Raw genomic sequence first — 14913 nt, 5'->3', positions numbered from 1 at the left:
CTTTTGCATTGCCGACCCGTCACATGACCGCCACGAGCTTCTCTGACGGGTGGGCGTGCTGTCTCGATCGACCGATCCAGACCCTAAGCAGCGCGAGCAGGAGATCAAGATCCACAGGCTTTGCTATGTAGTCCGAGGCTCCCGCATCAAGGCACTTTTGCCGGTCGCCCTTCATCGCCTTGGCGGTCACCGAGATCAGGGGGACATGCGCGATGGGCGGCATGCCGCGTATCTGCCGCATCGTCTCATAACCGTCCATCTCGGGCATCATGATGTCGATGAGCGCGACGTCCATGTCTGGATTTTGCTCGAGCAGCGCGATGCCGTCGCGGCCACGCTCGGCATGCAGAACCTCGATGCCATATGTTTCGAGCACGCTGGTCAGCGAATAGATGTTGCGGATGTCGTCGTCGACGATAAGAACTTTGGCGCCGGCCAGATCGGACCGATCAGACCGTTGGGCGGCCGCAGCCCCGTTCGTACGACTATCCCGCGGCAGGGTTGCCGACATCAGCAGCGCCAGCTGGCCAAAATTCTCGGCGCGGGCAACGTCCGCCAGCTCCGGTCTCAGCCCGATCAGTTGCTCCAGCGCCTCCGGATAAGGTGCGAAGAACACAAGCTTGGATGACAGCTTCTCCAGAGAGCCCGCCATATCCTCGATCATCTTGGCATTGTCCTTGCCCGACCTTCCGAAGCCCAGCACGATCGCGTCATACGTATCGAAGTCTATCCTTCGCCCGTTGGCGGCGACCCGACCGACCGGCGTAACGGAGGTGACGCCATCGCGAATCGCCTCGACCAGGGCGAGCCGCCGCTCGGGGTCGGCATCTACGATCAGGACATTGCGCTGGAGGCGCAACTTGCTCGAATGAATGCCCTCGAACACCTTCACGAGGTCGTCCGACGATACCGGCTTTGTTGAGACGCTGGCGGCGCCATTGCGCAACAGGCCCGCCGTGTCTTCCGCACCCGAGATGACATGTATCGGGATGCCCGCGGTCTTCGGGTCGTGCCGCAGAAGGTCGAACAGCACCCAGCCGTCTATATCCGAAAGGCCGAGGTCCAGAGTGATTGCATCCGGAACCAGCTTCCTCGCCAGCGCTACGGTCCCGGAGCCGGCGGTGGACAAGACGCCCTTGAGGCCCGCGGAGCGAGCCATGCCCAGCAGCAGCCCCGCAAAGGTAGGGTCGTCCTCGACAATCAGCACGACCCTGTCTTCCGGCGATAAGGCATCGCGGTCGTCGATTAGTTCCGGAACGGAAGCACCAGCCGCGGGCACCACCACATCCTGTTCGACAATAGCCGGCTGCGGGACCGTTCTAGGACCTTCGATGGGAATCACGAGCGTGAACGTCGAGCCCTTGCCTGGCGTGCTTTCCACCCTCAATTCGCCTCCCAGCAGCCGGGCGATCTCTCGGCTGATGGACAGGCCGAGCCCGGTGCCGCCATATTTTCGGCTGGTGGTGCCGTCGGCCTGCTGGAAAGCCTCGAAAATCAGCTTCTGCTTGTCCTCGGGAATGCCGATGCCGGTATCGGTGACTGCGATGGCCACTGCCTGGGGCGCCTGGACACCATTGCGCCGCGTGGTCTTCTCGGGCCTGAAGGTGAGGCTGACCTCACCGGTCGACGTGAATTTGAACGCGTTCGACAACAGGTTGAGCACGATTTGCTGCAGCCGCTTCTCGTCGGTGCGCACGGTCTCAGGAAGTCCGGGATCGAGTTCGATGGTGAAGCCCAGTCCCTTGTCGGCGGCCAACTGACGGAACGTGCGTTCCATGTGCTGGCGAAGATGCGCCAGCGGCATGTCATTGATCTCGACGGAAACAGTGCCGGATTCGATCTTCGACAGGTCGAGGATGTCGTTGATTAGGCTGAGCAGGTCGGTCCCCGCCGAGTTGATGGTTCGGGCAAACTCGACTTGCTTGTCGTTGAGATTGCCCTGCTGGTTGCTGGCCAGCAAATTCGAGAGGATGAGCAGCGAGTTCAGCGGCGTGCGCAGCTCGTGGCTCATATTGGCCAGAAATTCGGATTTGTACTTGGAGGTCAAAGCGAGCTGTTCGGCTTTCTCCTCGAGTGCCCGCCGAGCCATTTCGATTTCGAGATTCTTGTTCTCCACCTGCTTCTTTTCGTTTTCGAGCAGCTGCGCCTTTTCCTGCAGCTCTTCGTTGGTGGCGTGCAATTCCTCCTGCTTCTTCGTCAGTTCCGTCTGCCGCGCCTGCAGTTCGGAGGTCAGAAGCTGCGACTGTTTGAGCAGACCTTCGGTGCGCATCGTCGCCGCGATCGTGTTGAGCACGATGCCGACCGATTCCATCAGCTGGTTGAGGAAGGATTGATGCGTGTCGCGAAATTCGCTGAAGGAGGCAAGCTCGATCACCGCCTTGACCTCGTCTTCGAAGAGCGCGGGCAGGATAATGACATTGGCCGGCGCGGCGCTACCGAGGCCGGTCGTGATGCGCAGGAAGTCGGGCGGCACATTGTCGAGAACGATCGCACGCTTGTCGGCGGCGCTTTGGCCGATCAAACCCTCGCGCCAATCGAGCCGCTGTTTCATCGCCGCCTTGCTCTCGGCGCCGTATGAAGCCGCGAGCTCGAGATAGGATTCGTCTTCTTCCCGGTTGGTTACGTAAAATACGCCGTATTGCGCATTCACCAGCGGCGCCAGCTCCGACATGATCAGACGCGACACCGTCGCCAGATCGCGCTCGCCCTGCAGCATCCGCGAGAAACGCGCCAGATTGGTCTTCAGCCAGTCCTGTTCGGCGTTCTTGAGCGTTTGATCCTTGAGGTTGCGGATCATCTCGTTGATGTTGTCCTTGAGCGCCGCCACCTCGCCTGACGCCTGGACGCTGATCGAGCGCGTCAGATCACCCTTGGTCACCGCGGTCGAGACTTCCGCGATGGCCCGCACCTGGGTCGTCAGATTGGCTGCGAGCTGATTGACATTGTCCGTCAGGTCGCGCCAGAGGCCGGCCGCGCCCGGCACGCGAGCCTGGCCGCCGAGCTTGCCTTCGATGCCGACCTCACGCGCGACGTTGGTCACCTGGTCGGCAAAGGTGGCGAGCGTCTCGATCATGCCGTTGATGGTATCGGCCAGCGAGGCGATCTCGCCCTTGGCGTCGACGGTGAGCTTGCGGCGCAGATTTCCCTGCGCCACAGCGGTCACGACGTCGGCGATGCCGCGCACCTGGTTGGTAAGGTTGGTGGCCATCAGGTTGACGTTGTCGGTCAGGTCCTTCCAGGTGCCGGCAACGCCCTCGACGCGAGCCTGGCCGCCGAGCTTGCCCTCGGTGCCGACCTCGCGCGCCACGCGCGTCACCTCCCCGGCGAAAGAGTTGAGCTGATCGACCATCGTGTTGATCGTGGATTTCAGCTCCAAAATCTCGCCCTTGACGTCCACGGTGATCTTTTTCGACAGATCGCCGCGTGCGACGGCGGTGGTCACTTCAGCGATGTTACGCACCTGGCCGGTGAGGTTTTCGGCCATGGAATTCACGTTATCGGTAAGGTCTTTCCAGGTGCCGGCGACGCCGCGGACCTGGGCCTGGCCACCCAATTTGCCCTCGGTGCCGACCTCTCGGGCGACGCGGGTCACCTCTCCTGCGAATGAGTTCAACTGGTCGACCATGGTGTTGATCGTCGACTTCAACTCCAGAATTTCGCCTTTGACGTCGACTGTGATCTTCTTGGAGAGGTCGCCAAGCGCGACGGCGGTGGTCACCTCGGCGATGTTGCGCACCTGGCCGGTCAAATTCGCGGCCATGGCGTTCACATTGTCGGTCAGATCCTTCCATGTGCCGGCGACGCCCCGAACCTGCGCTTGCCCGCCCAGCTTGCCGTCCGAGCCGACCTCGCGCGCAACGCGCGTCACTTCCGACGCAAACGAGTTGAGCTGGTCGACCATCGTGTTGATGACGTCCTTGATCTGCAGGATCTCGCCCAGAGCGTCGACCGTGATCTTTTGCGTCAAGTCGCCGGTGGCGATCGCGGTCGCGACCTTGGAGACGTCCCGCAATTGCACCGTGAGATTGCCGGCCATTGCATTCACATTGTCGGTCAAATCCTTCCAGGTGCCGCCGACGCCTTCGACATGAGCCTGACCGCCGAGCTTACCCTCGGAGCCGACTTCGCGCGCAACGCGCGTCACTTCCGAGGCGAAGGAATTGAGCTGATCCACCATCGTGTTGACGGTGTCCTTCAGTTCCAGGATTTCGCCCTTGACGTCGACCGTGATCTTCTTCGACAGGTCGCCACGCGCGACGGCGGTGGTCACTTCGGCGATGTTGCGCACCTGGCCCGTAAGGTTGGCAGCCATCAGGTTGACGCTGTCGGTCAGGTCCTTCCAGGTGCCGCCGACGCCCTTCACGTCGGCCTGGCCGCCAAGCTTGCCTTCGGTGCCCACCTCGCGGGCAACGCGCGTCACCTCGGATGCAAAGGAATTGAGCTGGTCCACCATGGTGTTGATGGTGTCCTTGAGCTCCAGGATCTCGCCCTGGACGGCCACCGTGATTTTCTTCGACAGATCGCCCGAAGCGACCGCCGTCGTCACTTCGGCGATGTTGCGAACCTGTCCGGTCAGGTTTTCTGCCATCGAGTTCACATTGTCCGTCAGATCCTTCCACGTGCCGGCGACACCACGCACCTGGGCCTGACCGCCCAGCTTGCCCTCGGAACCGACCTCGCGCGCCACGCGAGTGACTTCCGAGGCGAAGGAATTGAGCTGGTCCACCATCGTGTTGATGGTGTTCTTCAGTTCGAGAATTTCGCCCTTCACATCGACGGTGATCTTCTTCGAAAGATCGCCGAGCGCGACGGCCGTCGTGACCTCGGCGATGTTGCGGACCTGACCCGTCAGGTTCTCGGCCATCGAGTTCACGTTGTCGGTAAGGTCTTTCCAGGTGCCGCCGACCCCTTCGACGCGTGCCTGACCGCCGAGCTTGCCTTCGGTGCCGACCTCGCGCGCCACACGGGTCACTTCCGAGGCGAAGGAATTGAGCTGATCCACCATCGTGTTGATGGTGTTCTTCAGCTCCAGGATCTCGCCTTTCACGTCGACGGTAATTTTCTTCGACAGGTCGCCCGAAGCGACGGCGGTGGTAACTTCGGCGATGTTGCGGACCTGCCCGGTGAGATTGGTCGCCATGGCATTGACGTTGTCGGTCAGATCTTTCCAGGTGCCGGCTACGCCTTTCACGCGCGCCTGGCCGCCGAGCTTGCCTTCGGTACCCACCTCGCGGGCGACGCGTGTCACCTCCGAAGCGAAGGACCCCAATTGCCCGACCATCGTGTTGACGACCTTGCCGATACGGAGAAACTCGCCTCGCAGAGGCCGGCCGTCGATCTCCACCATCATCGTTTGCGACAGGTCGCCTTTGGCAACCGCACCAATGACGCGAGCCACTTCCGTCGTCGGCTGAACCATGTCCTCGATCAGATCGTTGACGGAGCGGACGCTTGTTTCCCAGCTTCCTGTGGCATTGCGCACATGGCCGCGCTCACCGATCCGCCCGTCCTTGCCGACCACCCTGCTCAGTCGCTCGAACTCGCGCGTGACCTGATCGTTGATCTCCACGATCTGGTTGAAGGTGTCTGCGATGTCGGAATCGAGTCCCTCATAGACATTGTCAATGCGCACAGAGAAGTCGCCTCGTCGGAAGGCCTTGAGCGCATTCAAAATCTGGCGACGGTCCAACTGCGACTTGGATTTCAGCGTACTCACAGCGCCCCCTCACAGCCCTGGCGGATAACGATGAAGACTATCGTGAATAAAAACTGCCCTCACGGTACACTACCGCGAGGCCCACAACGCGCGAGCCGTGCTTCGGTTCCATTGCGATGCCGGCGAGATATCCATTGAGCGCCGGATGGCGAATGGCCGGACCCTGGATCATCAAATCGAAAGTCAGGTCGCAACGCTCCCTGGTTCTTGACGAAGCAGGTCCGCCTGTTTGAGACATGGAGCAAATGGAGACATTTGCTCCATGGGAGATGAACGGGCGGTGGGCTAGCTTTGAAGCGCGTTTTTCGATTGCTTGCCGCAGCGCTCATGGCATCCGGTGTGGCCGGATGCACCAGCATTTCCTATTATGCGCAATCGTTGGAGGGCCATGTCGAGATCATGGCTGCGCGCAAGAATGTCGCGAAGCTGATCCGCGATCCCTCGACGCCCAAGGCGTTGCGCGCCAAGCTGACGTCGGCCAGCGCCATCCGCCGCTTTGCGACGAAAGAACTGGCACTGCCCGACAACAGCAGCTACCGCAGCTATGTCGACGTTGGTCGCAACGATGTGACCTTGGCGGTCTTTGCCGCCCCGCAATTCTCGCTCGCGCCGGTAACATGGTGCTTTCCGGTGTTCGGCTGCGTTCCCTACAAAGGCTATTTTTCGCGCAAGGACGCGCTCGAAAATGCCGCGGCGCTGCAGCGGCAGGGGCTGGACGTCTATGTGACGGGCATCACGGCCTATTCCACGCTGGGCTGGTTCAGCGACCCGCTGCTCAGCACCATGCTGCGCCAGAACGACACCTATCTCGCCAGCCTCATCTTCCATGAGCTGGCGCATCAGAAGATCTATGTGAATGGCGACTCCGCTTTCAACGAGGCTTTCGCGGTTACCGTCGAAACCACCGGCACGAGGAAATGGCTCGCCGCCACCGGCAACCGCGCCGGATTGCGCCGCTACGAGATCGATCGCAAGCGCAAGGCGGATTTTCTCGGACTGATAGCGAAAACCCGCGACGAGCTGCGACAAGTCTACGGAAGTCCGCGTAGTCCGGAGCAGATGGCGGCTGCCAAAGCCGCCACGATCGACAGGCTGCGCATGCGCTACCGGCAGACGCGCGACAAGCGCTGGGGTGGATATCGCGGATATGATGCCTGGTTCGATAGCCCGATCAACAACGCGAAGTTGGCAGCGACCGCCGTCTATGGCGAAGAGGTTCCGGGGTTCCTTCGCTTGTTCGGCTTGTGCTCCGGCGACTATCCAAGATTCTACGCTTCCGTCCGACGGATAGGGAATTTGCCCGCGCCTTCCCGCGCCGAAGCGCTGAAGACTGTTGCTGCATGTCCTTGATAATTAAAGGAATTCCGGAGGCCGTGCGGGCACATGCTGGACAATTATGAGGTGGATAGGTTCGGCGTGATCATCGACTTCACGCCGATCAAATACGACAAGAAATACATTTCCTATTACGAGGACCTGAGCGACCGGACAATCAAGCTCGGCTATCAGCGGCTTGGCTGGGTGCTCGGCATCACCGGGGAGATTCCTCGCTCGGTGCTCGAAATCGGATATGGCACGGGCACGTTTATCGAAGCCGCCAAGATAACCGGAGTCGCCGATTGCGCCGGCTGCGATATCGCTGAATTCCCGCTGCCCAAGGGGGTTCGCTTCGTCGATTGGGATCAGGCGCTCGCCGGCTCATGGGACCTCGTCGCCATGTTCGACGTGCTCGAGCATATCCCGGATCTCAGCTTCCTCTCGCGCCTTCAGGCCCGCCACCTGGCCGTTGCCGTCCCCTATTGCCGCTGGCGCGACCTCGGCGCCGACGGCGACGCGTGGTTCGCCAAGTGGCGAATGCGCCTGCCCAACGAGCACCTGCACCACTTCGACCGTGACTCGCTGGTTGCGCTCCTGGCGCATAGCGGCTTCGAATGCGTGACGCTGAACTGTTTCGAGGACGGCATCAGGCTGCGGCCCGGAGAAGCAGGCCCGAACATTCTGTCGGGCTTCTTCAGGAGGCAATAGGCCACTGAAGCCGGTCCAGCGCCAATGGCACACTATTCCACCCAGGCCAGATCGCCCAGTTGGCGACGGACCCAGTTCATTTCTTCAGAAGCCGTGCGTCCGAAATGCCGCTTGAAGTCGCGGCTGAACTGAGCCGCGCTACGATAGCCGACGGAAGCCGCGACCTGAGCGATCGTGCCCTTGCGCGCGATCATCAATCTTGCCTCGTGGAGCCGCATCGCCTTCACGTACTGCATCGGGCTGCTTCCGGTCATCTCCTTGAAATGAACGTGATAGGAAGGCACGCTCATCCCTGCTTCTCCCGCCAGATCGGCGACCGAGATTTCGGAGCTGTAGTTTTCGCGCAACCATGCGAGGCTCCGCGCGATCCTTCCCGAACTGCCCCTTTGCAGCAAGGCGGCGGTCATCGCGCCGCCTTGCGGGCCAATCAGGACCCGGTAATGCAGCTCGCGCAGAAGGCTTGATCCAAGAATGGCGGTCTCGACAGGGTCGCGAAGGGCCTTCAGCAGGCGAAGCAGGACATCCTCGATATCGGGTCCCATCCTGCTCGATACGAGACTTCGCGGCCTGTCGCTTCCCACAATGGAGCGCATCTCCAGCCGCGCGGCGATGTCCGCCGCCAGCCGCATGTCGAATTCGACATAGACCGCAAGCAGCGGGCGATCGGGGCTGGCCGTCGACTCCATTCGAAACGGCACAGGCACTGACACCGCCAGATAATGCTCTTCATCGTACAGGTAGACCTCCCGCTCGAGCATGCCTCGCTTGCTACCTTGCAGGACGAACACCGCGCCCGGCTCATAAAGCACGGGGACGTCATGGAACACGGCCTCCGTCCGGAGCACCCGCACGCTCTCGAGCGCGGTCGCGTTGTATCCAATGCGTTCGGCGAGAGTTCCGGCGATATCGACCAGATCCCGTCTTCGCCCGGCGTCCGCTCGAATAGGATTTGGCAAGCTATTCATAGAAACCGCAATCGATGATGCCATCGTCGCATACTATTTGCCAAGGCGCACTCCATCAATGAAGGACCGCAAACCGTGGCAAGAAAGACCTTTTTCATCACCGGCGCCAATTCCGGCTTTGGCCTCGCCATCGCTTCCGCCGCCAGCCACACGGGCCATACGGTCATTGGCACCGTTCGGTCCGAGACGTCGCGCGCGGCGCTTGGCAGATCCTTTCCCGCGATCCGGACCGTCATCTGCGATGTCACGGAGTTCGATCACGTGCCGGACGTCGTTGCGCAGGCAGAAGAAGAGCACGGGCCTGTCGACGTCCTGATCAACAATGCCGGCTATGGCCATGAGGGCGTGCTTGAAGAGTCGCCGCTGGAAGAGATGCGGCGTCAGTTCGACGTGAACGTCTTCGGTGCCGTCGCGGTCGCCAAGGCGTTTCTTCCCAGGTTTCGCGAGCGGCGCCGCGGCTTCATCGTCAATGTCACGTCGATGGGCGGCATGATCACGATGCCGGGCATTGCTTACTACTGCGGCAGCAAGTTCGCGCTCCAGGGCATATCGGAGGTGATGCGTTCGGAAATGGCCCCGTTCGGCGTTCGCGTTACGGCGGTATGCCCCGGCTCCTTCCGGACGGACTGGGCCGGGCGCTCCATGGTCCGTACAGAAAGGTCCATCTCGGATTACGATGCGCTGTTCGATCCGATCCGGAAGGCCCGGCAGGCGAAAAGCGGCAAGCAGCTTGGCGATCCGGACAAGCTTGCGAAGGCCGTATTGGCTTTGGTGGAGTCCGAAGCCCCGCCGCCGCAACTCCTGCTTGGCAGCGATGCCCTCAGGCTCGTGTCCGAGCGAATCCAGCGCCTGCAGCAAGAGATCGAAGCCTGGAGGGCCGTAACCATCTCGACCGATGGCTGACTGCATAACCGCAAACGGCAAAGCCGCGGTTGGACGGTTGGGTCACACCGTGGCGCGAGGCTGCGCCAGCGCGTTGACGGCAGGCAGCCTCATTGCCCGCCCGTAGCTGTCGGGCGCGAGACGCAAGGTTAGCACCGTCACGACGGCGATGCAGGCGAGATGCAGCAGCCAGCCGGCGTGGAAACCGCCGGTCATGTCGTGCAGCACCGCGACGATCCAGGGCGGGATCGCGGCAATGAGAAAGCCGCCGCCTTGCATCATGGCCGAGAGCGCGCCGGCTTCCGCGGGGTCCAGCAGATGTTCGAGCGCGACGATCATGGTGAGCGAGAAGGAGCCGCCAAGCCCCACTCCCAGCAGGAGCGCGAGGGCGAAGGGCGCGATTTCGGGCTGCAGGATCAGCCCTGCGAAACCAGCCGCCTGCATGGCCAAGGTCAACCAGAGCCATGGCCTGCGGTCCGGGCTTTTGCCGGCAAGGGCCGGCAAGAGCAGGGCCGAAAGTGCCTGCCCCACAGCCATGACCGCCAGCAAGCCGCCGCTGGACGCGCTGGTCCAGCCTTGGTCCTGATAGTAGGGCGCGAGCCAGGCCACCGAAGTCGAGTAGCCGCCATTGACGAGGCCGAAGCTGCCCATCAGCAGCCAGGTGCGGGGCCGCTTGAGCAAGCTCGTTGCCGCGCTCCCGCCTTGCGGGCGGCCGACGTCGCGCGGCAGGCAGGCTGCGGCGAGCGCCACCGCCACCAATGCCGGCAGAGCCATCCAGGCGAGGCCGAAATGCCAGTCGCCCGAGGCCGTGGCGACGAGCGGCGCGAGTTGCGCGCCGAGCGCGCCGCCGCCCATTAGCATCGATGAATAGAGCCCCATGACGAGGCTGACATGGCGGGGAAATTGTCGCTTGACGATGCCCGGAAACACGGCCTGCACGACGGCCGCCCCAAGCCCGAGCAAGGCGGCGGTGCCTACCATCTCGAGGCCCGTCGACACGAAGAGGCGCAAGACAGATGCGAGAGCGAGAATGGCGAGCGCCGCGATGACCGCCCGGCTTGCGCCGATGCGTGCCTGCAAGGACGGGCCGGCAAAGGCGAAAATCCCCATCAGCAGCATCGGCACCAGCGTCAGCAGCGCGATGCCCTGTGCGCCGAGGCCCGTCTCGGCCCGCACCGCCGCGGCTAGTGGGCCGATACCAGTGATGAACGGCCTGAGATTGAGCCCGACCAGGGCGACAACGGCTAGCATGAGGAAACGGCTGGAGGCCGCCTCGATACCGTTCGGTCCGTTCATCGCGCCACCCATTTTTCTCAGCTTGCGCCAGCGGCCAGAAGGAGCTTCTCGATCTCCTTGAAGCCGCGGTCACGCGCATGCCGCAGCGGCGTCACGCCGTCGCCGTCGGCGAGATCGACGTTGGCCCCGGCTTTGATCAGCAATTCGACAATCCGCCGGTGGCGCTCGCCGCCGTCGCCGAGGATGATTGCCTCGATCAGCGCGGTCCAACCGAGCTTGTTGACATGGTCGACATCGACGCCGGCCTGGATCAGCGTGCGGACGGTCTCGACATGGCCGCGCTCGGAAGCCGGGATGAGCGCGGTGCCGCCATAGCGGTTGATGCTCTTGAGGTCGGCGCCGTTGGCAAGCGCCAGCTTGAGGATCTCGAGATGCCCACGTGCGCCAGCGTAAAGATAAGGGCTGTCCTCGATATTGTCCTTGGCGTTGACATCCGCGCCGGCCGCGATCAGCGCCCCTGCCGCCGCAATTCTGTTGTGATGCGTGGCGACGAGCAGCGGCGTGGCGCCGGTCCCGTCGCGCGTGTCGATCGCAGCGCCTTGCGACAAAAGCCTGCCTATGGCGTCCACGTCGCCGGCGGCGGCCGCGGCATGCAAAGGGGTGGTGCGCATGGTTTCTCCTGATGCGATCGCCGGAACGGAAGCGAACGCAAGCAAGGCAAAGGCAAAGAAGAGACGGCGCATTCCTGGCTCCCGCGGCAGCGGCCAATGCATGGCCTGTCCGCACGTCCAGATAGGATGGCGCAGCTGCATTTGGAAATTAAATGTATGCATCCGTCTCATTATGATTTTAAATGGCAATGCACCGAGGACATTGGCACGATGCTCGATCCGCGCCTTCTGCGTTCCTTCATCGCGATTGCCGACGCCGGCAGCTTCACGCAGGCGGCGGAGCGGCTCAACATGACGCAGTCGACGATCAGCCAGCAGCTCGCCAGGCTGGAGGACGCGGTCGATCAAAGCCTGGTCGATCGCGACACGAGGCCGATCCAGCCGACGGCCGCGGGCGAACGCCTGCTCGGCTATGCGCGGCGCATCCTTGCCTTGCAGCATGAGGCGGAAACGGCGCTTGGCGATCCAGCCGGCACTGCGCCGGTGCGGATCGGCGTGCCTGAGGATATCGTCAATTCACAGATGGCGGAGGTGTTCGGCGGTTTCGCCAAGGCCAACCGCGCGGTGCGGCTGGACGTCACCGCCGGCTTGAGCCGCGATCTCACGCGGCGCTATCGCGCCGGGGAGTTCGACATCGTGGTGGTCAAAGAGGCGACCGCCGAACTCGACTGCCGGGCAAGTTTTCCCGAACCCATGGCGTGGTTCGAAAGCGATGGGCGGCAGTCCGATTGGGCCGATCCTATCCCGCTCGTCGCCTTCCCGCCCGGCGGGCTCTATCGCGAGGCCATGTTCGAGCGGATCGAGCGCGAGCAACGCCGCTGGTACATAGCGTTCTCCGGCAGCAGCCTGCGCAATGTGCTGGTCGGCGTGGAAGCCGGGCTCGGCCTGTCGCTGCTGCCAAAGAGCACGGTGGCCGGGCGTCACGTCCAGCCCTATGCGGCGTTCGGCGCCGAGCCATCGATGGCGGTCTCGATCTATGCCTGGGAAAAGGCGGGGCCGATTGCGGATCTGGCAGATCGGATGACCGCGGTTCTTGCCGCCAGGTTTCGGGCGTCCGAATGAGCGCGGAATGACCCGTCCGCATTGCCTTCCGCGCCGGCTCGCACAATAGTCGGGCCGATGTTCGAGGCGATTGCGAGTCACTGGTCGACGCTTATCCTGATCCTCTCGCTGGCGATGGCGGCGGTGGGCATCGTCCACGCCATCATGACGAAGGAAGACGTGCGCGCCGCCACCGGCTGGGTCGGCGTGATGCTCTTGTCGCCTTTCCTCGGCGCGATCATCTACGCCATCGCCGGGATCAACCGCATCCGTCGCGCGACGATCAGCGCCATGCGGCCGGTCTCGCCCGAGGCCGCCGCCGCCAGGCATGACCGCGACGTCGCGCTGGAAGCCTTGATCAACGCCGAATACGGCCAACGCTTCACCGGGCTGAAGACGCTTGGCGACAGGGTGGCACGGCGTCCGCTGACCTCCGGAAACACCATTGCCGTGCTCAAGACCGGGGACGAGGCGTATGGGGCGATGTGCCGGGCAATTGACACCGCGCAAAGAAGCGTCCTTCTGGAAACCTATATCTTCGACAACGACGCGGTCGGAGCGTTGTTCGTCCAGTCGCTCGGCAACGCCGTCAAGCGCGGCGTCGCCGTGCGCGTGCTGATCGACGCCGTCGGCGTGCGCTACTCGGTGCCCAGCATCCTGAAACAGCTCAGGGAAGCGGATGTGCCAGTCGATCTATTCAACGGCAACATCGTCATGGGCCTGAGACTTCCCTATGCCAATCTCAGGACCCACCGGAAGATCCTGGTCGTCGACGGCAAGGTGGCGTTCACGGGAGGCATGAACATCCGCAAGGGATTCTCCGCCGAATTCGCCGGTTCCGACAGTTCGCGCGACACCCATTTCGAGGTCACCGGGCCGGTTGTGGCCGACCTGTTCGCGGTTGCCGCCGAGGACTGGCGCTTTGCCGGCAACGAGGCGCTGAAGGACGGGCCTTGGCAGGTCGAGCGCGCCGCGCCGCCTCCCGGGCAGCCGATGCTTGTGCGCGCGGTGGCGACCGGGCCGGACTCGTCCAACGAAACCAACCTGAAGCTGCTGATGGGCGCGTTTTCGGTCGCCCGCAAATCGATCCGCATCATGTCGCCCTATTTCTTGCCGGACCGGGAATTCATCAGCGCATTGACCACGGCCGGCCGGCGCGGCGTCGAAATCGACATCGTCGTGCCAGCGGTGAACAACCTTTTCCTCGTCGATCATGCGATGACGGCGCAGTTCGACCAGGTTTTGAAGCATTATTGCCGCGTCTGGCGCCATGAGGGCTCGTTCGACCATTCGAAGCTGATGGCGATCGACGGCGTGTGGGCCTATGTCGGCTCCTCCAATCTGGACGCCCGCTCGCTCAGGCTGAATTTCGAGATCGACATGGAAGTCCTGGATCAAAACTTCGCCGCCGAGATCGACGCCCGCATCGAGGCAGCCATCTCCACCGCACAGCCAGTTACGCTGCAGACGCTGAAGGAAAGACCCTTCATTATCCGCGTCCTCGACCGTTTGCTGTGGCTGGGATCGCCCTATCTTTAGAGCAGGAAATCGAGCAGCAGGATCATGGAGATAGACGACATCAAAGGACGCAGCCTGCCGGAGACCGTGCTGTTGTCGATCCGCGGCAGAAATGCGCGCAAGGCGAAGGCGACGCCGCGCAAGCGAGTCAACGACACTGAAATCGTCGTCGCCTCCTACAATGTCCACAAATGCATCGGCACCGACCGCCGGTTCGACCCTGAAAGGACGGCGCGCGTCATCCGCGAGATCAGCCCCGACGTGATCGCCCTGCAGGAAGCCGACAACCGCTTCGGCGACAGGGCCGGGCTGCTCGACCTTGCCCGGCTGGAAATGGAAACGGGGCTGGTGCCTGTGCCGGTCACCGGAAACGGCAAGGGACACGGCTGGCGCGGCAACGTGCTTCTGTTCAAGCGCGGCACCGTGCGCGACGTCCACCAGCTCAAGCTGCCGGGACTGGAGCCGCGCGGCGCGCTGGTCGCCGAAATCGATCTCGACGAGAAACGGTCGCTGCGCGTGATCGCCGCCCATCTCGGCCTCTTGCGCCGCTCGCGGTCCGAGCAGGCCCGCGTTGTGCTCGACATCATGAGCAGCGCCGACGAAAGGCCGACGCTCTTGCTCGGCGACCTCAACGAATGGCGGCTCGGCAACCGCTCGGCGCTGAACACGCTGCACACGACCTTCGGGCCGACGCCGCCGGCGGTGCCGACTTTTCCATCGGGCCTGCCGGTGCTGGCGCTCGACCGCATCATGGGTAACCGGCACGATCTGGTTTCAGGCGTCGAGGCGCATGACACGCCGCTGTCGCGCGTCGCCTCCGATCACCTGCCGCTGACGGCTTATGTGCATCTGTAGCGGC

The 14913-nt window shown here is 62.9% G+C and carries 10 protein-coding genes; 6 read left to right on the top strand and 4 right to left on the bottom strand.

Annotated elements, in window-relative coordinates:
• Positions 1-19 precede the first annotated feature (19 nt).
• On the bottom strand, positions 20-5716 hold the full coding sequence (locus tag MJ8_RS14130) for a HAMP domain-containing protein (protein ID WP_318528213.1): 5697 nt from the start codon (positions 5714-5716) through the stop codon (positions 20-22).
• Between the two features lie 327 nt (positions 5717-6043).
• Here MJ8_RS14130 and MJ8_RS14125 point away from each other — a divergent pair, with 327 nt between their 5' ends.
• Together MJ8_RS14125 and MJ8_RS14120 are read left to right on the top strand one after the other, a co-directional pair.
• Complete coding sequence (locus MJ8_RS14125) at positions 6044-7066, top strand: aminopeptidase (protein ID WP_201414933.1); 1023 nt, start codon at positions 6044-6046, stop codon at positions 7064-7066.
• A 33-nt stretch (positions 7067-7099) separates the two neighbouring features.
• Entirely contained in the window at positions 7100-7741 is a 642-nt protein-coding gene (locus MJ8_RS14120) for a class I SAM-dependent methyltransferase (protein ID WP_201414932.1), read from the top strand.
• 32 nt (positions 7742-7773) lie between these two features.
• Here MJ8_RS14120 and MJ8_RS14115 read toward each other — a convergent pair whose 3' ends face one another.
• Positions 7774-8730 carry an AraC family transcriptional regulator gene (locus MJ8_RS14115; protein WP_225248254.1) on the bottom strand — a complete coding sequence of 319 codons (957 nt, stop codon included), beginning with the start codon at positions 8728-8730 and terminating at the stop codon, positions 7774-7776.
• A 51-nt stretch (positions 8731-8781) separates the two neighbouring features.
• Between MJ8_RS14115 and MJ8_RS14110 the strand changes: the two genes are divergently transcribed.
• Positions 8782-9609: an oxidoreductase gene (locus MJ8_RS14110; RefSeq protein ID WP_201414931.1), complete on the top strand. Its 828-nt coding sequence runs from the start codon at positions 8782-8784 to the stop codon at positions 9607-9609.
• A 42-nt stretch (positions 9610-9651) separates the two neighbouring features.
• On the opposite strand, the gene MJ8_RS14105 is transcribed toward MJ8_RS14110, so the two are convergent.
• On the bottom strand, positions 9652-10884 hold the full coding sequence (locus MJ8_RS14105) for a cyanate transporter (RefSeq protein ID WP_201414930.1): 1233 nt from the start codon (positions 10882-10884) through the stop codon (positions 9652-9654).
• 17 nt (positions 10885-10901) lie between these two features.
• The gene (locus MJ8_RS14100; protein ID WP_225248253.1) at positions 10902-11495 is read right to left on the bottom strand and encodes an ankyrin repeat domain-containing protein; all 594 of its coding nucleotides are present in this window, start codon (positions 11493-11495) and stop codon (positions 10902-10904) included.
• A 210-nt stretch (positions 11496-11705) separates the two neighbouring features.
• Here MJ8_RS14100 and MJ8_RS14095 point away from each other — a divergent pair, with 210 nt between their 5' ends.
• From MJ8_RS14095 to MJ8_RS14085, 3 genes are read left to right on the top strand one after another with little or no spacing between them, the layout of a single operon-like run.
• A complete protein-coding gene (locus tag MJ8_RS14095) occupies positions 11706-12557 on the top strand; it encodes a LysR family transcriptional regulator (RefSeq protein ID WP_201414928.1) in 852 nt (283 codons plus the stop codon).
• Between the two features lie 57 nt (positions 12558-12614).
• Positions 12615-14075, top strand: coding sequence for a phospholipase D-like domain-containing protein (locus MJ8_RS14090; RefSeq protein ID WP_201414927.1), 1461 nt, complete (start codon positions 12615-12617; stop codon positions 14073-14075).
• Positions 14076-14099: 24 nt separating this feature from the next.
• A complete protein-coding gene (locus tag MJ8_RS14085; protein WP_201414926.1) occupies positions 14100-14909 on the top strand; it encodes an endonuclease/exonuclease/phosphatase family protein in 810 nt (269 codons plus the stop codon).
• Positions 14910-14913: the final 4 nt, after the last annotated feature.

Origin of the sequence: Mesorhizobium sp. J8, assembly GCF_016591715.1 — a bacterium.
Taxonomy (GTDB): Bacteria; Pseudomonadota; Alphaproteobacteria; order Rhizobiales; family Rhizobiaceae; genus Mesorhizobium.
This window is presented reverse-complemented; position numbering and strand designations above follow the sequence as displayed.